This window comes from Metabacillus sp. 84 (assembly GCF_050107715.1).
Lineage (GTDB): Bacteria > Bacillota > Bacilli > Bacillales > Bacillaceae > Metabacillus_B.
On record NZ_JBNILN010000002.1, the window covers coordinates 401440 to 426746 of the forward strand.

Here is a 25307-nt window from a genome sequence, read left to right on the forward strand (position 1 = left end):
TTTTACAGTGATAAAGTATAAAGCACCTGTTGAATGGAGCAAGCCGTGAGACTCCTGCGGGATCAGCGTGACAGGTGTGGCTGCGCACATGCAAAGAGCTGAGGAGGCACAGCCCCCGCCCTGATCATACCGGACAGCTGCAGCGGAAATCAGCCGTCTTGTATAACAGAGCTTTTTCAGCGAACGCATTGGCAGGCAGGAAATCCTCTCTGAAACCTCTTTAATCCCTATTTTCTCTAGAAACCGTTTCTATTCCGCTCATAGGTTTGCTATAATTTCATCAAGTAAACTTTTCAAAAATACGTTCTTCCTCTGAAATGCTGCATTTTAGAGAAACCAGCTAATTTACCTGCCATTGGATCAATACATGCTCCTAAAAGAAATAGAAAGAGTGGAGTGCAGATGACAAAAGAGAGTAAAAACTGGAATATGGTTGAAGCCATCAGCCACTACCGACATGACTGGATGAACCGCCTGCAGCTGATCAAGGGCAATCTGTCTCTTGAAAAATATGAACGGGTCAATGAAATCATGGAAGAAATTATTATTGAAGCCCAGCAGGAGTCCAAGCTGTGCAATCTTAAGGCCCCCGAGCTCGCAGAGAGGCTGATCAGCTTTGGGTGGGACCGCCATTCCTTTTCCCTTGAATATGAAATAATCGGAGATACCTTTCATCTGAGTTCAATTGATAAATGGCTTTCGGCATGGTACGGTGATTTTTTCAGACTTCTTGATCGGTGTGTGAGCGAAAAGAGTGACAATCAGCTTGTCATTACGATGGAAATGTTTGAAGAGATGGGGCAAGTCCGTTTCTTTTTAGATTTTCATGGCATGCTAAAGGAAACGGCCGGTTTGCATACATACTTTCAAAAGCTGAAGAAAAATCAATTATCAGAACTGACAATTTCAGCTGAAGAATTTACAGCGGCTGTCATTTTCTATACACAGTAATGGCGTTTTAATAGAACGGAGGAAAGACATAATGTTTGTCGATCAGGTCAAGATATATGTAAAAGGCGGCGACGGGGGCAACGGGATGGTTGCGTACCGCCGCGAAAAATATGTACCGGACGGAGGTCCTGCAGGCGGCGACGGAGGCAAGGGAGCAAACGTCGTGTTCGAAGTGGATGAAGGCTTGCGCACCCTCATGGATTTCCGGTATCAGAGACATTTTAAAGCAGACCGCGGAGAGCATGGCATGTCTAAAAATATGCATGGCCGCAATTCGGAGGAAATGATTGTCAAGGTTCCGCCTGGCACGGTCGTTATGGATGACGATACGAAGCAGGTGCTAGCGGATCTGACAGAGCACGGCCAGCGTGCAATCATTGCCAGAGGCGGAAGAGGGGGACGCGGAAATACGCGTTTTGCTACCCCGGCCAACCCGGCACCGGAGATTGCTGAAAATGGCGAGCCGGGTCAGGAGCGCTATATCGTCATGGAGCTTAAGCTGCTTGCTGACGTCGGTCTCGTCGGTTTCCCAAGTGTAGGGAAATCGACCCTGCTATCTGTCGTATCGGCGGCTAAACCGAAAATTGCCGACTATCATTTTACGACGCTCGCTCCAAACCTTGGAATGGTTGAAACCCAGGATGGACGCAGCTTTGTTATGGCAGATTTACCGGGCTTGATTGAAGGGGCCCATTCAGGGATCGGACTGGGGCATCAGTTCCTCCGCCATATCGAGAGGACAAGGGTTATTGTCCATGTGATCGATATGTCCGGGCTTGAAGGACGGGATCCTTACGAAGACTATTTAACAATAAATGAAGAGCTGAAACAATACAATCTCCGCCTGACGGAGCGCCCTCAAATTATTGTCGCCAACAAAATGGACATTGCAGAAGCCGAAGAAAACCTGAAAGCTTTTAAAGAAAAGCTTCAGGAGGATTATCCGGTGTTTGCTGTGTCAGCGGCAACGAGAGACGGGATTCGCGATTTGCTGTTCACAATAGCGGATACACTTGAAGACACACCGGAATTCCCTCTTCACGAGGAAGAGGAAGATCCAGGCGTGCACCGGGTTGTTTACACGCTTGAAGAAGAAGAAATTCCGTTTGTCATCACCAGAGACAGTGCAGGTGTTTTTGACGTTACAGGTGAAAAAATCGAACGTCTATTTAAAATGACAGATTTCAGCAGGGAAGAATCGAGCCGCCGCTTCGCCCGCCAGCTTAGAAGCATGGGAGTGGACGAAGCTCTCCGCAAAAGAGGGGCAAAGGACGGAGATACGGTCAGATTGCTTGATTACGAATTTGATTTTGTTGACTGAGAAACCAAAGAATGTCCAGGCAAATTGCCTGGACATTGTACATATTGAGTAAATCACGAGGTTCCGCGGGTCCTCTCGTGCTGTCCTTTTCTTCACTTACTTTTTTCCAGGAGGAGTGATAGGGTTGAAAGAAGAAACGTTTTTTCTCGTCCGTGAAGACGTCCTTCCAGAAGCGATGAAAAAGACGCTGGAAGTAAAAAAAATGATGGAGAGGGGAAAGGCAGGCTCCGTAGCTGAAGCGGTTCAGCGAGTAGACCTCAGCCGCAGCGCCTTTTATAAATACAGAGACGCTGTTTTCCCATTCCATACAGTCGTAAAGGAAAAAATCATTACCTTGTTCTTTCAGCTTGAAGACCGCTCCGGAACGCTGTCGGAGCTGCTTGGGATTGCCGCCGGTGCAGGCTGCAATATTCTGACCATTCATCAGACCATTCCGCTTCAGGGCAGAGCGAACGTAACCCTGTCGTTGAATATTAACGGAATGAATGTAGATATCAACCAATTAATATCCCGCTTTAAAAAAATGGAGTTTGTCGAAAAAGTAGAGATTCTTGGATCAGGCGCTTAAGGAGAGTTGGTACTATTGAGTTATCGCATTGGATTTTTAGGACCTGAAGCAACGTTTACCCATTTGGCCGTTTCAACATTTTTTCATTCACAAAACATCCAAATTCCTTATGCGACCATTCCTGCATGCATGGATGCGGTTGCTGATGGTGACGTGGATTTTGCTATTGTTCCCCTTGAAAATGCGATTGAAGGATCCGTTAATCTGACGGTGGACTACCTGGTTCATGAACAGCCTCTGCACATTGTCGGTGAATTGGTCGTACCCATCAGCCAGCACTTTATGGTTCATCCTGATCGGGCAGGCGCATGGGAAAAAGTTGAGCGAATCGTCTCCCATTCCCATGCGATTGCCCAGTGCCACAGGTATCTGCATCAGCAATTTCCAAGCGCTGAGCACTCCCATGCTGCTTCTACAGGAGCAGCTGCCCAGTATGTGAGCTCCCATCCCGAGGAAAACGCGGGAGTGATTGCGAACGAAATGGCTGCGGAAGTCTATGGTTTATCCATCGTTAAGCGGGATATTCATGACTACAGCTACAACCATACGCTTTTCGCCATCCTGCACCCGGCAATGGATGAAAAGCCGCCGACTTTGCCCGGCTACGAAGCCAAGGATAAAACTACGGTCATGGTTACGCTGCCCTCCAATCAGTCCGGAACGCTGCATCAGGTCCTTTCTGCCTTTTCCTGGAGAAAGCTGAATATGTCCAAAATTGAATCCAGACCGATGAAAACCGGGCTTGGCAATTACTTTTTTATCATTGACTTAGAGCATGCAATGGACAGCGTGCTGATTCCGGGAGCTGTGAATGAGCTTGAAGCTCTTGGCTGCGGTGTTAAAATTCTTGGAAGCTATAAAGCGTTTTACGCGTAAAAGAAGCTGAACCGGACTGTCCGGTTCAGCTTCTTTATTTTCTGGTGCTTTTCGATTCGCTTCAGGTAAAGGCTTCTATCCGCATTTTACCCCATGTACCAATGGATTGTGTGCCTGCCGCACAATCCGCTTAATCTTTAATAAGGAACCCTGCTTCGTCCAATGCATTGCACACTTCATCCAGAATGTCCTCCGAATCTGCAGAAATGGTATGCATGTGAACTCCTTCTGTCAGCTGGGAAAGGTAAAAGGACTCGGTGTTTTTGATTTTTGCAAGGAATTCATCCGCTTCCTTGCGGCTGTGCACCAAGATGGAGACTGTTATATCTCCATATACGGGGTGCTCAACGGATACATCCTTTACAGCGGCTCCGAAATCGACAATTATTTTTAATTCCTCTTCCGTCCGTTCTGGAGGATGAGAGCAGGCGATCAGGCGCTCGGCGGCTTTCCTGGGTGCATGCTGGAGCATATACACGTATCCCTGGCTGGTGGCTACAATTGGTTCGGACTTTGCTTTTAAAAGGGAGATATCCTGAACGATTACCTGACGGCTGACATTCATTTCTTTAGCAAGCCCGCTCCCGGTTATAGGAGCAGGGCTTTTTTTCAGCAATTGCAAAATGCGCTCCCGGCGCTCATCCCCGTATATCTTTGAATTCAAAGGTGATTCATCCTTTCCGCTCCGGAACATGCTGCCGATAATATGGCTTCCAGTTTCTCTAAATGGGCAAGCGCCGTGCCTTCTCCGGCTGAGACCCTGATAAAACAATGAGCCTCCTCTTCCGGAATACCCAGCGCAAGAAGGGCGGGAGGCGGGTGCGTCATACCGGCGTGGCAGGCGCTTCCTGTCGATACAGCAATGCCCATCTGGCTGCAGGCCAGCATCGCATACTGCCCCTCACGATGAGAGAGCAGGATGCCGGTGATTCCCGGCAGCTGAAATTCCGGTCTTGCCGCTTCAACTATTTTTCCAAGCTTCGTATGGTTCACGAAAGTGGTTAAATGCTTTCTGTATTCTCTCATCTTCGTCCATTCTCTGTCCATATGCTTCATCGTTTCCATTGCCGCCACTGCAAAAGAAACGGCCCCCGGCACGTCCGCTGTGCCGGGACGGAAGCCTCCTTCGTGGGCTGTCCCTTCAATAACAGGCCTCCATCTTGCTTCTGGCGTAATATAAGCCGCCCCCATTCCTTTAGGACCTCCAATTTTGTGAGCCGAGATGGATACTGCACTCAGCCCCCACTCCTCTGCTGGAATGGGAATTTTCCCGAACGTCTGTACGCAATCCGAGTGAAACAGGATGCTGCTGCGCTGAGCAAGCCTGCTGATTTCTTTAATATCATGAACAATTCCGGTTTCTGAGTTCGCATGCTGGACCGTAATGAGCGCTGTGCGGCTGGATAGATGGGGTTCCACCTCAGCAGCTCCTATATGGCCATTTTCGCCTGGAAGCACCTTCCTTATGACATATCCGGATTTGCTTAAATCATCCAGATACGTACGGATGGAAGCATGCTCCATTCCCCCTGACACGATCTCGTTTTTATAAGTGTCTGCTCCGTTTAGAAGGGAGCGGATTGCAAGTGTATTCGCCTCACTACCACTGCCGGTGAAATAAAGCCCTTTTGCTTCCCCTCCCAGAAAAGAAGCAATTTTCTTCCTTGAGGCATTGAGCCATTCAGCAGCCCGGCCCCCATCTTCATGAAGGCTCTGGCTATTGCCGTAAACGGTTTTCGCCGCTTTTGCATATGCATCAACCGCCTGCTGCCGCATAGGGGCTGTAGCTGCGTAATCCAAGTAGATCATATAGGGGTTCCTCCAATTAAAAAACTCTTGTGCTTATTTTAAAATTATGTAAAGATAAGTGTCAAGACACATGTAAAGTAAGGTGAAACTATGCAGCAAACTGATGTGCTGATTGTCGGAAGCGGCATCGCAGCTTTAGCCGTTGCTTATTATATTTGTGAAGGATTGAACGTAACCGTTGTCACGAAAGGCAAGCTTCATGATGGAAACTCCGCTATGGCTCAGGGAGGCATTGCAGCAGCCCTTGCAGAGGACGATTCATGGGAGTTTCATTTAGCTGATACAATGCAGGCTGGAGATGGCCATACAAACCCCCATGCAGCTGAAATGCTCGCTAAAGAGGGAGAAAAGCTTATCCGTGACTTGATTTCAATGGGTTTGCCGGCAGACAGAACGAGCTGCGGCAGCCTTGCGCTTGGCAGGGAAGGGGCCCACCGCATTAATCGGATCATTCATGCAGGGGGAGATCAGACAGGGAGGGCGGCTGTTGGATTCCTCGCAGAGCAAACGAGAAGCAAGGTAAAGATCCTTGAAGGGATGATGGTATCAGAGCTTCTCGTAAAGGATGGAAGCTGTTACGGTGTGCGCGCTGTGGATTTGGAGGGAAGACAGCATTCCATTTACAGCTCGGCCGTGGTTCTTGCCACTGGAGGCTGCGGAGCGCTATACAGCTATACCTCTAACCATAAAAACAGCACGGGGGATGGCATCGCCCTCGCCTATCAGGCAGGGGCCATTTTGTCGGATCTCGAGTTCGTGCAGTTCCATCCTACGATGCTTTACCGGAACGGAAGGACGGAGGGGTTAATATCCGAAGCTGTCAGAGGGGAAGGCGCTTTTCTTCAGGACACATCAGGACGAAGACTGATGAAGCAAGCCCATCCTCTTGCCGATCTGGCACCGAGGGATGTGGTGGCAAGAGAAATTTTCCGCACCATTCAGAAGGGAGAACAGGTTTTTCTTAACATCAAACCAATTACCGGCTTCCAGAAGCGGTTTCCAAACATCAGCCGGATGTGTACGGAGCAAGGAGTGAATCTGTCAGAAGGATTGATACCTGTCATGCCGGGCATGCATTTTGCGATGGGCGGCGTCCAGACGGACCTTGCCGGCAGAACGAGTATTCACCGCCTTTACGCAGCAGGTGAAGCAGCTTGTAATGGCGTACACGGTGCAAACCGGCTGGCCAGCAATTCCCTTCTCGAAGGGATCGTATTTGGGAAAAAAATAGCGGAGGATCTTTTCCTCCTTCCGCCTCTTCCTTCCTTTCCTGAAAAACCTGCCCGCTTCACTTCAGTACAAACCTATCCAGCTACAAAACAAGAGGTAGCGGAGATGATGGACCGCTTTGCCGGCATTGAAAGAGACGGAGAGGGTTTAACGTATTTATCCGGCTGGTTCAAGAAGCTTAAGCTTGAGGCAAGGGATGCCGGCCAACTGACCCATGAAACCATGGAGCTTGCCAATATGATCACTGCAGGAGAACTTATTGCCCGTGCAGCCCTCGAAAGAACGGAAAGCAGAGGCTGTCACTTCAGGTCGGATTTTCCTGAAAAACAGACAGAGTGGACCCGCCGGAAAATCAAATGGCAACCAAATAAAAAAGCTTTAGAGGTGAATCGATGAATCCGCTTAAGGTAAAAGAGGCTCTTCGGCAATTTTTAATCGAGGATCTTGGGGATGGAGATGTGTCCTCAAACGGAATATTTTCGCATTCTGACCGTGGAGAAGCTGTTATAACGGCGAAGGAAAACGGGATTTTTTCAGGAGAAATGGTATTGAAAATTGTTTTTTCGATGCTTGACGGGCAGGCCGGAATCAGGATTTTTAAAAGAGACGGCGAGCAGGTCGAAAAAGGGGAAGCGGTCGCCATCATTTCAGGCAGCATTCCTTCGATCCTCGGTGCAGAGCGAACCGGGTTGAACCTTATTCAAAGAATGAGCGGAATTGCTACAGCCACAAGGAATGCCATCCTATTGCTGGACAGTCCTGAAACGCTTATTTGTGATACCAGAAAAACAGCACCCGGACTGCGGATGTTTGATAAATACGCTGTAAAGTGCGGCGGCGGACGAAGCCACAGAAACGGACTCTATGATGCGGTCATGATAAAGGACAATCATATTTCATTTGCCGGAAGTATCCGGAAGGCGGTCAGCAAAGTAAAAAACAGAATCGGCCATACCGTTAAAATTGAAGTGGAAGTTGAAACTGAATCCCAGCTTTTAGAGGCGATTGAGGCAGGGGCTGACATTATTATGTTTGACAACCGTTCGCCTGAAGAAATAAAAAGATTTGCTGAAATGACTCCTTCGTCCATTATTACTGAAGCATCCGGAGGAATTACTCCCGAAAATCTTCACAAGTACAAAGGAACAGGGGTCAACTTCATCTCGCTCGGATACTTAACACATTCAGTCAAGGCGCTGGATTTCAGCCTGCTGATGAAATAGGGGGATTAAAAAGATGAATCTACTGGATGAATTGCATGAGGAGGCTGTTTCGCTTATTCCGCCTGTCTATGCGGAGCTTCCCTCAGAAGAAATGGAAAAGAAAATCTGGAAAATAAAAAAAGAGCTCGGCAGCAGGCTTTTTATTCCAGGCCACCACTATCAAAAAGATGAAGTGATCCAGTTCGCTGATTGCACAGGGGATTCCCTGCAGCTTGCACAGGCGGCAGCTGAAAACAAAGAAGCCGAACACATTGTCTTTTGCGGTGTGCATTTTATGGCGGAAACCGCGGATATGCTGACAGAAAGCCGTCAGAACGTCTATTTGCCTGATATGAGAGCAGGCTGTTCCATGGCAGATATGGCGGATATTCAACAAACAGAGCGCGCTTGGGAGCAGCTGACAGCACAGTTCGGGGATACGATTATCCCGTTAACCTATGTCAATTCAACCGCCGCTATAAAAGCGTTTGTCGGAAGAAATGGCGGGGCTGCTGTCACATCTTCCAATGCAGCAAAAATCGTGGCCTGGGCGCTGAAGCAAAAGAAACGGATCCTTTTCCTGCCGGATCAGCACCTTGGCAGAAATACAGCTTTTGATCTCGGCATTCCGCTCAAAAACATGGCAGTCTGGAATCCGGTGAAGGAAACCCTTGAATACGAAGGAAATCCAGAGGAACTAACGATTTTGCTTTGGAAGGGGCATTGCTCTGTCCATGAAAAGTTCACCGAAAAAAACATTGCCCATATCAGGAATACCAAACCCGAGATGAAAATCATTGTCCATCCGGAGTGCACTCATGAAGTCGTTCAGCTATCAGACATGGCAGGGTCGACCAAATACATTATCGACCAAATTTCAAAAGCAGAGCCTGGTTCAAAGTGGGCTGTCGGAACCGAAATGAATCTCGTCAGCAGATTAATCGCCACTCATCCGGATAAGGAAATTGTCTCCCTGAATCCTTATATGTGCCCTTGCCTGACGATGAACAGGATTGACCTGGCGCATTTGCTATGGTCTCTTGAATCGATTGCTGAAGGGAAAGAAATCAACCGGATCAAAGTCAGCGTCGAGGTTACCAGACACGCTGTACTCGCATTGAACAGGATGCTTTCCATTTAGGCATCGGAAAGGCTATAAACCAGCCTCTCGGATAAAAAGTTATCAGCCCGCAATGGTATGCGGGTTTTATTTATTTTTTGAAAAACGGTTCTGCCGGTCAGGAGCTGATCAGGGCACGAGCGGATAAAATTTCATAAAAAGTGGCACATCTGTCACGGTTTCTGCGTTTTATAATAGGGAAGTTTCCGAAGGGGAAAAACTTGCAGGCAAGGGCGGGTATTTTCAAGAAAGGCATATTCGCTCTCTTTTGTGCATAACTTGTGGTGAAGAATAACGGCAATTAGCCTGTATGCTTTTACTATACAGTTAATGCATAGGAGGGGGAACCTTTGAAAATCCATATCGTTCAAAAAGGGGATACATTGTGGAACATCTCGAAAAAATATGGTGCTGACTTCGAAGAACTAAAAAAGATGAACTCTCAATTAAGCAATCCCGATTCCATAATGCCCGGTATGAAAATTAAAGTGCCGACTGGAAGTGTTCCGGTTAAAAAAGAGGCTCAGATTAACTTCAATCCGAAAAAAGAAATGCAAATGCCACCGAAGGAACAGCCGGTTCAGCAGCCTGTTAATGAAAAGCCAAAAGAGGTTCAGCCGGTTGAAGAGCCGAAAAAAGAAAAGCCAATAACTCCTTTCATGCCAAAAATGCCTAATATTCCGCAGCCTGTTTTCCCTGAAATGGACATTAACAATTACTATATGGTGAACATGTCGATGCCGCCAAAACAGCCGCAGCTTCCTCCGAAGCCAGCCAACGTTATGCCTGAGATGAAAAAGCCGGCAAACGTCATGCCGGAAATGAAGAAGCCGGCAAACGTCATGCCGGAAATGAAGAAACCAACAAACGTCATGCCGGCCATGAAAAAACCGGAGGAGAAGCCAGCAGAAAAACAAGCTGCCAAACAAGATGCACAAAAGGCACTTTCACCAGCCAAGAAAGAGGAGGCAACAAAGAATATGGAGAAAATGCCTAATATGCCTTATTCCGCTCCTGCGGGAGTGGCAGGAGCCATGCAGCCATCTATGCAGCAGCCGATGTATGGTGGTCCTGGATACGGAATGCAGGCTCCGATGTACGGATATGGCTATCCTATGCACCATCATCACCATTGTCCACCCCCGCCAATGCCATATTGGTGCTACCCATCCCCGCCGATGATGCCGTATGGAGTGGCAGGAGCCATGGATGAGAATATGCCGAATGTGATGGGTGCGATGGATGAAAACATGCCAAACGTGATGGGCGCCATGTCCCCGAATATGCCAAACGTTATGGGTGCCTTCGAGAACCAGCCAAACGTGATGGGTGCCATGTCTCCCAACATGCCGAATGTGATGGGTGCGATGGATGAAAACATGCCAAACGTGATGGGCGCCATGTCCCCGAATATGCCAAATGTGATGGGTGCGATGGATGAAAACATGCCGAATGTAATGGGTGCTCAAAGCATGCCGCAAATGATGCCGCAAATGGGGTATTCTCCATACCCTCCAGGATGCACTCCTTCGTCGCCGGTCATGCCGGGTTCCGGTTTTGGTCCTGGTGTGATGGGTGCTTACGGAGGTTATATGCCAAACGTAATGGGCGCCATGGATGAGAATATGCCGAACGTGATGGGTGCGATGTCTCCAAATATGCCGAACGTGATGGGTGCCATGTCACCTAACATGCCGAACGTGATGGGCGCTATGGATGAAAACATGCCGAACGTAATGGGTGCGCAGCAAGGAAAAGGCCAGCCCATGACCGGCGGCGCGTACGGCCAAATGCCTCAGGATTGCGGATGCGGAACACCAGGTATGCAGGGACAGGGCTACGGAATGCAGCCTGGATACGGACCGATGTTTGGCCGCCCTGAATTCTACAATGGGGAAGAAGATTAAGAAATCTTTACTAGATGCTTTGAAAAGGTACGATACCATAAACAGGGAGACGCATTCCAGCGTTTCCCTGTTTATATTTAGGGGAGTCTGGCTTGGAAGATGATAACAAAATCTGTACCCAACGGAAGGGAGCTATCAGCCCCGAAATGTAAGAAAGCAAGGAAAAAAGGGACAGGAAGACCGGGCTGTAGATGATAAAAATCCGCCAGATAATTATACGGCAGCCGATTGGTTCTGGAGAGAACTGTCAAGATTAAAACATTCTGTTCAGCACAAGCTAACCAGGAGCATGTATGCTCAATTGGTCAAAAACAGGGGGTTGTCATCTTGATAAAAAAGACCATTCAATTCGGATCTTTAGCTCTTCTGACTGCAGGGGTGCTGGGCGGCTGCGGAAATAACGATGATAATGCAATGAATTACAATGACAACATGCAGCCTATCGGAATGTACTCAAATGAACATGACGGCAGAGGGAGAGACCATGCGGATAACGAAGGTCCGATTACGGAAATGATGGACGGAGACAGAAATGACCGCCCCGATAGAGGAATAAACGAACGGGGAATGAATAACCAGACGGTTCCCATCGCTGACAATCATGGTGATGGAAACGGGTATTACTCAGATAATGAACAGAAAATAGCCGATAAAGTGTCCAAAAAAATTGCCGGCATGCCGAATGTCGACGATGTTCGAACGATTGTCACAGAGGATAACGTGGTAGTCGGTGTGGATACCAGTGATGTGAATGATAAGAATGCTAAAAATGCCATCATAAAGGAAACGAAAAAGATGGCAGAAGGCAAAAATGTTGACGTTTTCACAGATGAAGGCTCATTTGACCGTCTCGTGCAGATCGATAACGATATAAAAGGCGGAACAGACCGCAAAAGCATTGATGCCGACATCCAGGAATTTATGAAGAATACCGGAAAAACGATTGAGCGTACGCTTAATCCAAACCGGTAAAGTCAGGGGTTTATTCCCTGGCTTTTTTATTTCCGGGTTAATTTGACGGGGAATGGCAACAATATAAATGCGGCAATCATGGATGATTTTTCTAGGGATGAAGATACCTGCCTGTGAATTTTATTAATTGAACGTGAGGTGGCTTCAATGGCCAAATGGATGATTTATGTATCAATGATGCTTCTCACTCTCTTTTTGTCTGTTCCGCCTGAATCTGCGTTCGCTCAGGCTGACCGCCTAAAGGTGGATTTTGAAAGAACGTACTTAGATGGGGAAGTAAGCATTGAAACAAAGGAAGAAACGGTTCGGAACATTAAATCTCTCATGGCCCGGGACAGCGGATGGACTGTGGAGAGGCACAGCGGACAGTCCATCCTATTAAGAAAAAAAATCAACGATATATCCCCGCTGATGAAAGCAAATGGGTATTTTGGTTTGGACAATGAAGGAATACTGACTATTTATGACGGGAAGCCGGATGAAGCCGTGAAAGTCATTCAGTCCTTCTACCAGATTGATGTTGGGAAACTGGAAACGAGAAGACATTGCGAGCTCGAAAACGGGATCAGGGTTGAAAGCAGAAACCGTTACTTAAAAGTCATTGAAACCTTCAGGAATTACGGCACTCCCCCTGCAAAAAAATAGCTGTTCCGCCTGCATAAGCAGGTTTTTTTGTTTTTCTCCTCATTTAACACAGCGACTGCCGGAATTCCGGACATATGGAACGTTCTTGTTCTTGGCCTGCCTGTTTTATGGTACAATGAGGTACAGTTGCAAAGAGGTGAACAGTGTGATTGAATTTGTACGCGGGAGGATTGACTTTATCTCCCCTGAATATATTGTGATCGACCATAACGGGATCGGCTATAAAATTTTTGCTCCGAATCCATTTGTTTATACCAACGGCGCGGAAACCGTCATCTATACATACCAGCATGTCAGAGAAGATATTCTTGCCTTGTACGGTTTCAGATCAAGAGAAGAAAAAGCATTGTTTACAAAGCTTTTAAATGTTACGGGCATAGGACCTAAAGGGGCGCTGGCCATTCTTGCAACCGGAGATCCTTCAAGCGTTGTACAGGCTATCGAATCCGAGGATGAAGCCTTCCTCATTAAGTTTCCGGGAGTGGGAAAAAAGACGGCAAGACAAATTATCCTTGATTTAAAAGGAAAGCTCGGAGATGTGGCACCGGCTTTTTCTCCATCTTTGTTTACCCATGAAATGTACGCCGAAAAAGATGATTCAGCCAAGGCTTTATCAGAAGCCGTTGAAGCGCTTAAAGTCCTTGGCTATGCGGAGCGGGAAATCAGCAAGGTCATTCCGGCTTTAAAAGATGAGCCGCTGACCACAGACCAGCTCGTAAAAAAAGCATTGCAAAAGCTTTTAAAGTAAGGTGATGACCATGAATGACCGGCTTGTTTCCGGGAGTGCTGAAAATGAAGAGCAATATTTGGAGCTCAGCCTTCGCCCGCAAAGACTTAGTCAGTATATCGGGCAGGAAAAGGTAAAAGAGAACCTTGATATTTTTATCCAGGCAGCAAAAATGCGCGAAGAAACACTCGACCATGTTCTTCTGTATGGTCCGCCCGGATTGGGAAAAACGACCCTTGCAGCTATTATTGCCAATGAAATGGGGGTCAATCTCCGGACCACGTCCGGACCGGCCATTGAAAGGCCTGGAGACCTGGCAGCGATCCTAACCGCTCTTGAGCCGGGTGACGTCTTATTTATAGATGAAATTCACAGGCTTCACCGTTCGATAGAAGAGGTGCTGTATCCGGCCATGGAGGATTTTTGTCTGGATATCGTTATCGGCAAAGGGCCGGATGCGAGATCTGTGAGGCTTGACCTTCCTCCTTTCACGCTTGTGGGAGCTACCACAAGGGTAGGGCTGCTGACCGCGCCATTAAGAGACCGCTTCGGTGTCCTGAGCAGACTGGAGTATTATACGGAGACGGAGCTTTCTGAAATTGTTAACCGTACCTCGGATATTCTGCAGATCGGGATTGATCCGCCCGCTTCAGCAGAGATCTCAAGAAGATCCAGGGGGACTCCCAGGATTGCCAACCGTCTGCTTAGAAGGGTCCGTGATTTCGCACAGGTTCTCGGCAGGGATGCCATATCGGAAGAACTGGCATCAGAGGCTCTTGAAAGGCTTCAGGTTGACCGGCTTGGCCTTGACCATATTGACCATAAGTTTCTGACCGGGATCATTGAAAAGTATAAGGGAGGTCCGGTCGGCCTTGATACGATATCTGCGACCATTGGAGAAGAATCACATACCATTGAAGATGTTTATGAACCATATCTTTTACAAATAGGGTTTTTACAAAGAACATCCAGGGGAAGAATGGTAACCGAAGCGGTTTACAGACATTTTAACCTGGAGGTTCCGGAGCATGACTGAAATGCCTAAACTGCTGATGATTATTGGAGGAGTTCTTTTTGCAGCCGGCCTGTTTATGCAGGCGGTGGGAAAGCTGCCGGGCGATTTAGTCTTTAAAAAGGGCAATACCACCTTTTTCTTCCCGATTGCCACCTCCATTATCATCAGTATCCTGCTGACCGTCCTTTTTTCTATTTTTGGGCGATTTAAATGACAACAGAAAAACAGGTGATAACATGAAAGTAGATCTATTTGATTTTAACCTTCCGGAAGAACTGATTGCCCAGGTTCCCCTTGAAAAACGGGATGGTTCCAGACTGATGGTGCTTGACAAACACTCTGGAACCATCAATCATGGGACGTTCCCTGACATTTCAAGCTATTTAGAGCCTGGTGACTGCCTTGTGCTGAATGATACCCGGGTGCTTCCAGCCAGACTTTTTGGAATGAAAGAAGACACTGGCGCCAAAATAGAGGTTTTGCTTCTGAAGCAGGCTGAAGGGGACACTTGGGAAACGCTGATTAAGCCTGCAAAACGTGTGAGAGAAGGAACGATTATAACGTTCGGGGACGGAAAACTCACGGCAAAGTGTGTAGAGGAACAGGAGCACGGAGGCAGGACGCTGCACTTTTCGTACGACGGTATTTTTTACGAGGTTCTCGAGTCGCTCGGTGAAATGCCGCTGCCTCCATATATAAAAGAGCAGCTTGACGACCGCGAGCGCTACCAGACAGTTTTCTCCAGGGAAGCAGGATCCGCAGCAGCCCCTACAGCCGGACTCCATTTCACAGAGGAGATCTTAAACGGCTTGCAGGAAAAGGGAGTTTCAGTAGCCTATATTACCCTGCACGTAGGTCTTGGAACCTTTCGTCCAGTCAGCGCAGAAACGGTGGAAGAGCATGAAATGCATGCGGAATTTTATCAGATGACAGAAGGAACAGCCCGTTTGCTGAACGAAACAAAAGCAAACGGCGGCCGCATCATTTCAGTAGGAACCACTTCAACGCGGACACTCGAAACCATCGCTTCAGCCCATGAAGGAACGTTCAGAGAAGAAAACGGATGGACCAGCATCTTTATTTATCCGGGCTATGAGTTTAAAGCAATAGACGGAATGCTCACAAACTTCCATCTCCCCAAATCATCTTTGATTATGCTCGTCAGTTCACTAGCGGGCAGGGAGAATGTATTGCGGGCCTATGAAACGGCAGTAAGCGAACGATACCGGTTCTTCAGCTTCGGGGACGCCATGCTGATCCTGTAAAACGAGAAGCATAAGCTTTATAATCAATTAAATTAGGATAGACTGAATAAAAGGCAGTACACAGAGGAGGAGAGACGGTGACAGCTTCATCATCACCGATACGGTACGAATTTATAAAAACATGCAAACAGACAGGTGCGAGACTCGGAAAGGTCCATACTCCCCACGGCTCATTTGATACACCTGCCTTCATGCCGGTCGGAACACTGGCTACAGTAAAAACAATGTCTCCTGAAGATTTAAAAGAGATGGGTTCCAATATCATCTTGAGCAACACCTACCATCTTTGGCTTCGCCCTGGCAATGAGATTGTCAGAGAGGCAGGCGGCCTTCACAAATTTATGAACTGGGACCGGGCTATTTTAACGGATTCAGGGGGATTTCAAGTATTCTCCCTGAGCGAATTCAGGAAAATCGAAGAAGAAGGCGTCCATTTCCGAAATCATTTAAATGGGGATAAACTTTTTCTCTCGCCTGAAAAAGCGATGCACATCCAAAATGATCTCGGCTCCGATATTATGATGGCTTTCGATGAATGTCCCCCGTATCCAGCTGAGTACGATTACATGAAAAAATCTGTTGAGCGGACTAGCCGCTGGGCAGAACGATGCCTGAATGCGCATGGCCGGCCGAATGACCAGGGCCTCTTCGGAATCATTCAGGGCGGAGAATATGAGGAATTACGGAAGCAGAGTGCCAAAGATCTTGTGTCGCTTGATTTTCCCGGTTACGCAGTCGGCGGTCTATCGGTTGGTGAACCGAAGGATGTCATGAACCGTGTTCTGGAATTTACCACTCCCTGGATGCCTGATAACAAACCGCGCTACCTGATGGGGGTCGGTTCACCGGACTCACTCATAGACGGTGCGATCCGCGGGATTGACATGTTTGACTGCGTACTCCCAACCCGCATTGCCCGAAATGGAACACTGATGACAAGCACAGGGCGGCTGGTTGTCAAAAATGCGAAATATGCAAAGGATTTCGGTCCAATTGATGAAAACTGCGACTGCTACACATGCAAAAATTACTCGCGCGCCTACATTCGCCATTTAATCAAATGCGAAGAGACTTTTGGTATCAGACTTACGTCTTATCATAATCTTCATTTTCTGTTAAAATTAATGGAGCAAGTTAGACAAGCGATTCGAGAAGACCGTCTTGGCGATTTCAGAGATGAGTTCTTTGAACAATATGGATTCAATAAACCGAACGCTCGCAACTTCTAATTCTTGAAAGGGGTGAAATGTAAATGGGTAATTCAATGACTACGATCCTATCACTGGTTTTAATGTTCGCGATTTTTTATTTCCTGCTGATTCGTCCGCAGCAAAAACAGCAAAAAACTTTCCGCGAAATGCAAAGCAGCCTGCAAAAAGGCGATAAAATCGTAACAATCGGCGGCCTTCACGCTACTATCGAATCAATCGATGAAGAAAAAGCCGTACTTAAAACGGGCGAAGGTTCCCGTTTAACCTTCGAACGGAGAGCCATCCGTGAAGTAAAAGAAAAATCCGTCCTACATAAAACAGAGGAAGCTTAATGCTTTCTCTGTTTTTTTTGGTGTGCCAAGGGGGAACCTGTGGAATGAGCGGCAATCGCGATAATTAGCTGATTGCGCCGCATTATGGCCAGGCAGAAAATTATAACCCGGCAACCCAAAGAAGAACCCCGGCAGCCGCCGGGGTCTACCCAATTCTTCAATCCGATGACAGGTTGACCCCGATCATTCCGCCCAGCATCGCCATGCCGAGGAAGCCTGCATGGTAGAGGAGCTGCATTGGTTTCATGGAAGAGCCAAAACCGAGAAACTGAAATAGTACAATGATCAGTGTAAAGCACAAAGCAGTAATTCCACCAAGAAGCCAGCCGCGTTCTTTGCCTTTACCGCCTGCAATGAAACCGCCGATGAAAAGAGTAATAAATGAGAGGGCAAGCAGAATCCATTGAATGGAGCTTTCCGTCATCCCGGTAAATTTGAGAAGCAGTGAAAAAATCACACTGATAAGGATGGCGCTTGAGAAAATAACGGCTAATCCGCTTAATATTGCTTTTCCCCATTTTTTTGTTTCCATAATAAGCATCTCTCCCTTTTGGCGCATGCTTGTTTATGCTCGTCTAGTGTAAAGGTATTCTTCTGCATGCAGGTTTAGAATCAATTCATGTAAAAAAGCCGCATGGTTTGCCATGACCAGTACAAACTATTAGGAGCATAATTGCGAAGGGAGGGGCATTGGTGGAAGTTTACCTGATTATCATTGCCCGTACGGGGCTGCTGTATTTTTTAATCATTTTTATTTTCCGGATGATGGGGAAACGGGAAATCGGCGAACTAAGCATTCTCGATCTCGTCGTATTTATTATGATTGCAGAGCTTGCCGTGACGGCCATAGAAGACCCTAAAGCCCCGCTGCTTAACTCGGTCATATCCATGCTTTTCCTGCTGGTCATTCAATACATTCTTGCTAAACTTTCACTTAAAAGCGAGAAAGTCAGACAGCTGATCGATGGGAAGCCGACCATTATCATCAATAGAGGGAAGATTGATGAGAAAGCGATGAAATCGCAGAGGTACAATTTTGATGACTTAATGACCCAGCTCCGTGAAAAAGATGTGCGCAGCGTTTCAGATGTAGAGTTTGCCATCCTTGAGACATCGGGGAAGCTGAATGTTTTTAAAAAAGAAGAAGGCAAGCCGATGCAGCCACTTGAATTGGCGCTGATTATTGATGGGGAAATTCAGCCCGGCCACCTTGAAAAGACAGGGAAAACGGAGCTATGGCTAAGGCAGGAGCTCCGCAGGCTGGGCTATCCTGAAGTACAGCATATTTCTTTTTGTTCGTTTTCAAACGGAGAGCTTTATGTGGATCTTTCGAATGTATAATCATCGGGATGAAGGAATCCATTTAGCCAGTGTCCGCCCTAAAAAAGGAACGCGCTCCAGCTCTTCTTTTAGCACGAGTTTTAGCGTCAATAAGATGAACAGGTAGATCAGGCAGCAAAGAGTTAAAGCTAGTAAAAGTCCGGTTAGAAGGCCGAACTGTTCGAGCCAGCTATAATAAGCGTAATAGCTGATAATTCCTGTGATGGCCATTGCAAACAAACTGTTAACATATTCTTTTACATAAATCGTCAGGGCGACGACCTTAATGACCGTTGCAAGATGAAGAAGGGTTACGGTCATGATTCCAATGACAATCGCTAAAGCGGCCCCTTTTATCCCCATTTCCGGACGTGAGGCAAGCAGAAAAATCAGGGCGGTTTTGACGGCTGCTCCGATCAGGCTGTTAATCATCGCTGCTCCCGCTAAATTCAGAGCCTGAAGAACGGCCTGCAGCGGGCCTTGAATATAGTTGAAAATAAAAAATGGGGCCATAAGCTTAACGAACACGGCGGCATCCTTATTTCCGTACATTCCTTCCATCAGCGGTTCGGCGAATACATATAAAACGACAGCTGCAAGTCCCCCTGTTACAAGCGAAAGTCTCAGGGCCTGACGGAGTCTATGCTCGACAAGCTTCTTTTTTCCCTGTGCCATTGCCTCGCTGATCGCCGGTACGAGTGAAGTTGAAAGGGATACGGTAACAAAAGAAGGCAGCATAAGCAGCGGGAGCGCATATCCTGTCAGCCCTCCATACTGGCTCGTAGCAGCCGCCGCGCCAATCCCCGCGATGGCCAGGCTTTGTGCGACGACAATCGGTTCGAAAAACCATGATACTGACCCGATCAGCCTGCTTCCCGTAGTCGGCACCGCTATTTCCATTAAATCGTTTAGTGTGCTTTTTCCGGCCTTTACAGACTGAAAGAAGTTTTTCCGGATTTTTATTTTCTTTTTTCTTTTAAACATGATAAACAGGTAGAAAAGGGAGACAAGCTCACCTATTACCGCAGAAAACATGGCCCCGGCTGCGGCGTATTCGATGCCGTATGGAAGGAACGCAGTAGTAAATACAGCGATGAGAGAAATCCGTACAATCTGTTCAAGCACCTGGGAATAGGCTGCCGGCTTCATGTTCTGCTTCCCCTGGAAATACCCCCGCAAAACAGAGGAAATGGCTACTATCGGAACGACAGGCGCTACCGCGATCAGAGGATAATAGGTTCTGGGATCAGTAAAAAGGTGATTGGATAAAAAAGGAGCCGATAACAAGATCAATGGTGTAAAGAGAAGGCTTAAGGTTCCCGTCAGAGCGAGAGAAACAGCTAATATTTTTTTGACGCGTCTCTGGTCGCCTCGGGCATCTGCTTCTGCCACAAGCTTGGATATGGCAACAGGAAGGCCAAATTGAGTAATCGTGATAATTAAAACGAGAGTGGGAACGGCCATCATATAAAGGCCGACCCCTTCCTGCCCCACGAATCTCGCAAGGACAATTCTGTTAATAAATCCAAGAACCCGGGTGACGAGTCCTGCGGCAATTAGAATGATCGTTCCCTTTAAAAAAGTTTGCTTGGACATTTCCTTCCCTGCCTTCTCAAATAGCTTGTTTTCATATACAATTACTATATGACTGTCAGATGGCCAAGCATGACAAGTTTACGAATAAAGGCCTATCGTACGGCAAAATAAAACTGAAATGCTTTGGCAAAGGAGCGTGCGCAAATGGAGAAACATCCTGCAGAACTGTACAGGCATCATGTCAGGCCATTTATGAAAAGCAAGCTGGAAGAGTTTGCAGTACTCGGCTATGATCAGGTCTCAGAGCAGGAATTATGGACATACTTAGTGAAAAAGAAGTGGAAAACAATCAGCAAAGATGAAGAAATAGCAGTACATAAAATGGTGAGCGGCATCATGTCTGTCAGAGCAGGTGAATTCATGAATTATGCAGCCGTCGAATCATATAAGACACCTAACTGGTTCGGCAGTGATGAGGGCAGCAGAATGCTGGATGAACTGCTTTAATGGATAGGTTCAGGTAGCTAAGGAGGATACATAATGATTAAGCGGGGGCGCATCCTTGCGTTTTTTTTCATAACAATATTAATAGGGGTTATCATCGGATTCAGAACGGATGAGGTAACAGGAAATATCCCGAAAGGCCTTGACCTGCAAGGCGGGTTCGAGGTTCTTTATGATGTAAAGCCTGCGAATAAAGGGGACGTTGTTGACAGAGAAGCGTTAGTCAGCACAGTAAGAGCCCTGGAAAACCGGGCAAACGTGCTTGGTGTAAGTGAGCCGAATATACAAATCGAAGGCGAACGGATCCGGGTTCAGCTTGCCGGGGTGGAGGACCAGAATAAAGCCCGTGAAATTCTCTCAACCGAAGCAAAGCTTACGTTCCGGGATGTGGAGGACAAGGAATACTTGAACGGGTCAGACCTTGTCCAGGGGGCGGCAAAGCAAACGTTCGATCCAAATTCCAACGAGCCGGTCGTTTCTGTCAAGCTTAAGGACCAGAATAAATTTAAAGAAACGACTGCTGAAATTTTTTCAAAGCAGCCTCAAGGAGAAAATCAGCTGATCATTTGGCTCGATTATCAGTCTGGGGACAAGTATAAGGAAGAAAGAACAAAGGAGAACCCGAAATATCTTTCTAATCCGAATGTAAATGAAGTGCTGGACACTTCAGACGTCATCATTTCCGGCCAATTTTCAATAAAAGAAGCCCAGGAGCTTGCCAATTTATTGAATGCTGGATCTCTTCCTGTGCAGCTGGACGAGACGTACTCGACATCTGTTGGAGCTAAATTCGGGGAAGAAGCCCTGAACACAACAGTTCTTGCAGGCATTATCGGGGTATCGGTCATTTTTGTGTTTATGCTCTTTTATTACAGACTGCCCGGTGCAGTTGCGGTTATCACGCTGAGCGCCTATATTTTCCTTATTCTTCAAATTTTCGACTGGATGAACGGAGTCCTGACTTTGCCGGGAATCGCAGCCCTGATTCTTGGGGTAGGGATGGCGGTCGACGCCAACATCATCACGTATGAGCGGATTAAAGAAGAGCTTAAGCTCGGCAAGTCGGTCCGCTCGGCATTTAAGTCCGGAAACAGAAGATCCTTTATGACGATCCTGGATGCGAACTTAACAACGATGCTGGCCGGAGGCGTTCTCTTTTTCTTTGGAACCAGTGCTGTTAAAGGGTTTGCGACCATGCTTCTTGTCAGTATTACAGCGAGCTTTATCACAGCTGTGTTCCTTTCGAGAATCCTGCTTTCCCTTCTTGTGGAAAGCCGCTGGCTGGACAAAAAGAAATCATGGTTCGGCGTCAAAAAGAGCCAGATGCTTGAAATTTATGAGACAGATAAATATACAGATGCCCCAACCCGGTTTGATAAAGTGGATTTTCTTAAATACAGAAATGCCTTTTTCGCATTCTCAGGGATCACCATCGCAGCGGGAATCGTTATCTTGCTTCTATTCAAACTGAATCTCGGCATTGACTTTACGAGTGGAACCAGGGTGCAAATCAGTTCGGATCAGCCGCTGACTGCGGAACAGGTTGAAACGGATCTGAAGGAATTAAACATGGAAGCAAGCGAAATTGTGCTTGCAGGAAACAACAATGAAACAGCTGTTGCCCGTTTTGCTGGGGTTTTGGATAAAGAGGAAATTGCTGAACTGAAAACTCAGATTACTTCCAGATACGGACAGGAGCCTGGGGTCAGTACCGTTTCACCTGAAGTGGGAAAAGAACTGGCCAGAAATGCCCTGTATGGAATCCTGATTGCATCCGTCGGCATAGTCCTTTATGTAGCGGTAAGATTTGAATGGCGGATGGGAGTTGCTTCGATCGCAGCGCTCCTTTACGATGCATTTTTTATCATTGCCATCTTCAGCTTAACCCGGCTCGAGGTTGATCTAACCTTTATCGCAGCCATTTTAACGATTGTCGGATATTCCATCAATGATACGATCGTTACGTTTGACCGGATCAGGGAGCTTTACAAAAAAACGAAGGTACGCTCTGTCGATGATCTAAAAACGATTGTCAACAAAAGCCTGCAGCAGACCTTCACCAGATCCATCAACACGGTGCTCACAGTAGTGTTCACTACAGTAGCCCTGCTGATTTTCGGAAGCGAAGCAATTCGGAACTTCTCCATCGCGCTTCTCATCGGATTAATTTCAGGAGCCTATTCCTCTATCTTCATTGCAGCCCAGCTGTGGCTTATCATGAAAAAGAGAGAATTCTTGAAAAAGAAAGATGAACAAACGAAAGAAATTCATTCCAACCAGCATCCAGAGGTGTAAGCCAAGAAGCTATCAGAAGAAAAAACAGGGAGGCGCATTCCAGCGCTTCCCTGTTTTTTTACTTGAATGCGGCATGCCAGCTGGCATGTGAAAGCCCGGTGACGGCAACCAGGAGGCTCACCGCCAGCCTGCATGAGGGAGTCCTGAAGCGGAAATCACCCTAAACAATAATTTTATTTATTTGTTTTGCTGGGAGACTTTCTTCCTGGGTTGCGGTTTCCCTGCTGTCTGCGGTTTGCTTCATCTTTTTCCTGCCGCTCATGCAGATCTTTGACAAATTCGCTCGTCTTTTCCATTATCATTCAGCACCTCCCTGTTGAAGGATCTCTAAACTAATATGTCCTTATTGAAAAAAATTAGAGAGGGAATGAATGGTTGTGCTCATTCAATTACTTGGAAGGGGATATGATAAGAGGAAGCATCCATGCTGGAGGAGGGCGGTTAAAACGGAGAAAGAGCGATTTAAAAAAGTGCAGATTGCAGCAGCGGCAGGAATTGCCGGAAATCTGCTGCTCGCTGTTTTAAAAGGAGTTATAGGGTTTATTTCTGGAAGTAAAGCACTCGTTGCTGATGCGGCGATGTCTGTGACAGATGTAGCCGGTTCTGTCGTGGTCCTGTTCGGGATCAGGCTGGCCAAAAAACCGCCCGATAAGGATCATCCGTATGGCCATGGAAAAGCGGAGTCCATTGCAGCAGTAATTGTTGCCGTATTACTCGCTCTTGTAGGCTTTGAAATTGGAAAGACCTCGTTTGAAGCTTTCTTCAAACCGGCAAAGGCCCCTTCACCGATTGCAATCGCAGCGGTTGTGGCCGCGATCTTTATTAAAGAACTCATGTTTCAATACAATTACAGACTGGGTAAAAGATTGAAGAGTGATGCTCTTATTGCAAACGCCTATGACCATCGCTCGGATGTATTTGCCTCTATTGCTGCCCTGCTGGGGATTGCCGGATCCATTGCAGGCTCATGGTATAATGTGAACTGGCTTTTATATGCAGATCCATTTGCAGGTGTCGCTGTCTCCATGCTCGTTCTTTTTACCGCCTGGAAAGTAGGGAGTGAGGCGATTCATGCTTCGCTTGACCACGTCATGCATGAAGAAGATACAGCCGAAATGAAAGAGACCATTTTACAAGTAGAGGGTGTAAAAAGGATTGACGAATTGTTTGCAAGGGAACATGGGCATTATGCAATTGTGGATGTGAAAATCTCTGTAGACAGCTTCCTCACAGTGAAAGAAGGGCATGATATTGCCATTAACGTAAAACGTGCCCTGATTGAACATGATGGAGTCCAAAATGTATTCGTTCATGTCAATCCATATACCTCTTAAAAAGGAGGAATCCAATTGCAAAAGCAATGGAGCTTATTTTTAGTCATGTTTTTCGCACTTATTGTTGCCGTTTTTGCGGTTATAAATGTTGAAGCGGTGGAAGTGGATTATTTATTCGGGCAGGCGCAATGGCCGCTGATTCTCATCGTTTTAGGCTCCGTACTAATGGGAGCTCTAATGGCGGGGTACACTGGGATGAGCAGAATCCGCTTTCTAAAAAAAGAGAATAAAGCACTGAAAAAAGAATTAGAAGAGCGGAAACGTTCATCACCGCATAGTGCAGAAACCCAACCTGCAGATGCCGTACGTGCTGAGGATTCTCTTCCAAGCCGAAAAGAAAGAAAACATGCAAGTGAATAAAAACAACAGATAAAGCATTAAAAAAGAGCGGCGAGGAAACCGGGCTTAGCTCAGACCCTGTGCCGTGATTCCAAACCGGATTGCGTCACTCCCGTAAGAGGATAGTTTAAAGTGCTCAGAGCAGTGGCTCAGAGCACTTTTTTTGCCGTGTGTTCCGATTTTCCGCTGTCCCCCGCGCGTTCTAGTGAAGCTGGCGGTTCAGAACTTGATCCAGGCGCGGCATCTCGCTTGTGCTCCTGCTCATTTCTTTCGAAACATTTAGCTGTGAAGCCCGGAATATGGCAGCTTGGAAGAGTGAAAGATTGTGTTATGGCGCAGTTTTCAAGTCTCATTTTTGATAAATCGGTTTCTCCATGTCCATTGTGCGGGACAGGAGGGAGGTGCCGTCTACGGTTCAGCTGTATTGGAGGTTTTAAAGCTGCTCCTGGTAGCCAATGAGCAGGGTATCGGCCGGGTGTTGTTGCATATCGGTAGAAACTCATTTAAATCGGCCGAACTTCATATAGATCGGCCGAAACCCATTTATATCGACCGAAATTCATATAAATCGACCGAACCGCATATAAATCGACCGAAACTCATTTAAATTGGCTGAAACCCTTTGAAATCGGCCGAAACCCGCTTAAATTGGCTGACCTTCATATAAATCGACCGATACTTGCTTAAATCGGCCGGGTTTTGGTAAAGTCCATATAATTGTGTAAATAGAAAAAGGGTCATATCACCCTCATGTTACAATGTTTTCGACCAAGAAAAAATGTAATGGAGGATGAATATGACCCAGATTAATCTTACCCTAAATGTGGA

The 25307-nt window shown here is 46.9% G+C and carries 26 protein-coding genes; 21 read left to right on the plus strand and 5 right to left on the minus strand.

Annotated elements, in window-relative coordinates; translation table 11 throughout:
- Window positions 1-402: 402 nt before the first annotated feature.
- From ACQCV8_RS06615 to pheA, 4 genes are all read left to right on the plus strand, one after another.
- Window positions 403-951, plus strand: coding sequence for a Spo0B C-terminal domain-containing protein (locus ACQCV8_RS06615; protein WP_426843768.1), 549 nt, complete (start codon window positions 403-405; stop codon window positions 949-951).
- Window positions 952-982: 31 nt separating this feature from the next.
- Window positions 983-2272, plus strand: a complete 1290-nt coding sequence (obgE, locus tag ACQCV8_RS06620) for a GTPase ObgE (protein ID WP_426843769.1) — start codon at window positions 983-985, stop codon at window positions 2270-2272.
- Window positions 2273-2390: 118 nt separating this feature from the next.
- Window positions 2391-2840 (plus strand): ACT domain-containing protein, encoded by a 450-nt coding sequence (locus ACQCV8_RS06625; RefSeq protein ID WP_426843814.1) that lies wholly within the window; start codon window positions 2391-2393, stop codon window positions 2838-2840.
- Between the two features lie 15 nt (window positions 2841-2855).
- Window positions 2856-3716: a prephenate dehydratase gene (gene pheA, locus ACQCV8_RS06630; RefSeq protein ID WP_426843770.1), complete on the plus strand. Its 861-nt coding sequence runs from the start codon at window positions 2856-2858 to the stop codon at window positions 3714-3716.
- A 130-nt stretch (window positions 3717-3846) separates the two neighbouring features.
- Here pheA and ACQCV8_RS06635 read toward each other — a convergent pair whose 3' ends face one another.
- Complete coding sequence (locus tag ACQCV8_RS06635; RefSeq protein WP_426843771.1) at window positions 3847-4380, minus strand: transcription repressor NadR; 534 nt, start codon at window positions 4378-4380, stop codon at window positions 3847-3849.
- The gene (locus tag ACQCV8_RS06640; protein WP_426843772.1) at window positions 4377-5525 is read right to left on the minus strand and encodes an IscS subfamily cysteine desulfurase; all 1149 of its coding nucleotides are present in this window, start codon (window positions 5523-5525) and stop codon (window positions 4377-4379) included. The genes ACQCV8_RS06635 and ACQCV8_RS06640 overlap by 4 nt, the downstream gene beginning before the upstream one ends.
- Before the next feature lie 90 nt (window positions 5526-5615).
- Between ACQCV8_RS06640 and nadB the strand changes: the two genes are divergently transcribed.
- The 12 genes from nadB to yajC all read left to right on the plus strand — a co-directional run bounded on the left by nadB (window position 5616) and on the right by yajC (window position 17151).
- A complete protein-coding gene (nadB, locus tag ACQCV8_RS06645) occupies window positions 5616-7151 on the plus strand; it encodes an L-aspartate oxidase (RefSeq protein ID WP_426843773.1) in 1536 nt (511 codons plus the stop codon).
- A complete protein-coding gene (gene nadC, locus ACQCV8_RS06650) occupies window positions 7148-7978 on the plus strand; it encodes a carboxylating nicotinate-nucleotide diphosphorylase (RefSeq protein ID WP_426843774.1) in 831 nt (276 codons plus the stop codon). The genes nadB and nadC overlap by 4 nt, the downstream gene beginning before the upstream one ends.
- A 13-nt stretch (window positions 7979-7991) precedes the next feature.
- A complete protein-coding gene (nadA, locus tag ACQCV8_RS06655; protein ID WP_426843775.1) occupies window positions 7992-9098 on the plus strand; it encodes a quinolinate synthase NadA in 1107 nt (368 codons plus the stop codon).
- A 329-nt stretch (window positions 9099-9427) separates the two neighbouring features.
- Entirely contained in the window at window positions 9428-10984 is a 1557-nt protein-coding gene (gene safA, locus ACQCV8_RS06660; protein ID WP_426843776.1) for a SafA/ExsA family spore coat assembly protein, read from the plus strand.
- A 327-nt stretch (window positions 10985-11311) separates the two neighbouring features.
- Window positions 11312-11956 (plus strand): YhcN/YlaJ family sporulation lipoprotein, encoded by a 645-nt coding sequence (locus tag ACQCV8_RS06665; protein WP_426843777.1) that lies wholly within the window; start codon window positions 11312-11314, stop codon window positions 11954-11956.
- 147 nt (window positions 11957-12103) lie between these two features.
- Window positions 12104-12601, plus strand: coding sequence for a BofC C-terminal domain-containing protein (locus tag ACQCV8_RS06670; RefSeq protein WP_426843778.1), 498 nt, complete (start codon window positions 12104-12106; stop codon window positions 12599-12601).
- Between the two features lie 145 nt (window positions 12602-12746).
- On the plus strand, window positions 12747-13349 hold the full coding sequence (gene ruvA, locus ACQCV8_RS06675) for a Holliday junction branch migration protein RuvA (protein ID WP_426843779.1): 603 nt from the start codon (window positions 12747-12749) through the stop codon (window positions 13347-13349).
- A 10-nt stretch (window positions 13350-13359) separates the two neighbouring features.
- Window positions 13360-14364, plus strand: coding sequence for a Holliday junction branch migration DNA helicase RuvB (gene ruvB, locus ACQCV8_RS06680; protein ID WP_426843780.1), 1005 nt, complete (start codon window positions 13360-13362; stop codon window positions 14362-14364).
- The gene (locus ACQCV8_RS06685; RefSeq protein WP_426843782.1) at window positions 14357-14557 is read left to right on the plus strand and encodes a DUF2905 domain-containing protein; all 201 of its coding nucleotides are present in this window, start codon (window positions 14357-14359) and stop codon (window positions 14555-14557) included. Before ruvB ends, ACQCV8_RS06685 begins: the two co-directional genes overlap by 8 nt.
- Before the next feature lie 22 nt (window positions 14558-14579).
- Window positions 14580-15608 (plus strand): tRNA preQ1(34) S-adenosylmethionine ribosyltransferase-isomerase QueA, encoded by a 1029-nt coding sequence (gene queA / locus ACQCV8_RS06690; protein ID WP_426843783.1) that lies wholly within the window; start codon window positions 14580-14582, stop codon window positions 15606-15608.
- Window positions 15609-15685: 77 nt separating this feature from the next.
- Window positions 15686-16837, plus strand: a complete 1152-nt coding sequence (gene tgt / locus ACQCV8_RS06695) for a tRNA guanosine(34) transglycosylase Tgt (protein ID WP_426843784.1) — start codon at window positions 15686-15688, stop codon at window positions 16835-16837.
- A gap of 23 nt (window positions 16838-16860) precedes the next feature.
- The gene (yajC, locus tag ACQCV8_RS06700) at window positions 16861-17151 is read left to right on the plus strand and encodes a preprotein translocase subunit YajC (RefSeq protein ID WP_426843785.1); all 291 of its coding nucleotides are present in this window, start codon (window positions 16861-16863) and stop codon (window positions 17149-17151) included.
- 157 nt (window positions 17152-17308) lie between these two features.
- Here the strand turns inward: yajC and ACQCV8_RS06705 are convergent, their stop codons facing one another.
- Window positions 17309-17686 carry a TIGR04086 family membrane protein gene (locus ACQCV8_RS06705; protein WP_426843815.1) on the minus strand — a complete coding sequence of 126 codons (378 nt, stop codon included), beginning with the start codon at window positions 17684-17686 and terminating at the stop codon, window positions 17309-17311.
- A 158-nt stretch (window positions 17687-17844) separates the two neighbouring features.
- Here ACQCV8_RS06705 and ACQCV8_RS06710 point away from each other — a divergent pair, with 158 nt between their 5' ends.
- Window positions 17845-18492: a DUF421 domain-containing protein gene (locus ACQCV8_RS06710; protein ID WP_426843786.1), complete on the plus strand. Its 648-nt coding sequence runs from the start codon at window positions 17845-17847 to the stop codon at window positions 18490-18492.
- Here the strand turns inward: ACQCV8_RS06710 and spoVB are convergent, their stop codons facing one another.
- Complete coding sequence (gene spoVB / locus ACQCV8_RS06715; protein WP_426843787.1) at window positions 18493-20067, minus strand: stage V sporulation protein B; 1575 nt, start codon at window positions 20065-20067, stop codon at window positions 18493-18495.
- Between the two features lie 144 nt (window positions 20068-20211).
- Here spoVB and ACQCV8_RS06720 point away from each other — a divergent pair, with 144 nt between their 5' ends.
- A complete protein-coding gene (locus ACQCV8_RS06720) occupies window positions 20212-20514 on the plus strand; it encodes a post-transcriptional regulator (protein WP_426843788.1) in 303 nt (100 codons plus the stop codon).
- A gap of 36 nt (window positions 20515-20550) precedes the next feature.
- Window positions 20551-22806: a protein translocase subunit SecDF gene (secDF, locus tag ACQCV8_RS06725; protein WP_426843816.1), complete on the plus strand. Its 2256-nt coding sequence runs from the start codon at window positions 20551-20553 to the stop codon at window positions 22804-22806.
- Window positions 22807-22979: 173 nt separating this feature from the next.
- Here secDF and ACQCV8_RS06730 read toward each other — a convergent pair whose 3' ends face one another.
- Entirely contained in the window at window positions 22980-23108 is a 129-nt protein-coding gene (locus tag ACQCV8_RS06730) for a DUF4023 family protein (RefSeq protein ID WP_426843789.1), read from the minus strand.
- Window positions 23109-23177: 69 nt separating this feature from the next.
- Between ACQCV8_RS06730 and ACQCV8_RS06735 the strand changes: the two genes are divergently transcribed.
- Window positions 23178-24140, plus strand: a complete 963-nt coding sequence (locus ACQCV8_RS06735) for a cation diffusion facilitator family transporter (protein WP_426843790.1) — start codon at window positions 23178-23180, stop codon at window positions 24138-24140.
- Between the two features lie 15 nt (window positions 24141-24155).
- Complete coding sequence (locus ACQCV8_RS06740) at window positions 24156-24500, plus strand: LapA family protein (protein WP_426843791.1); 345 nt, start codon at window positions 24156-24158, stop codon at window positions 24498-24500.
- Window positions 24501-25307: the final 807 nt, after the last annotated feature.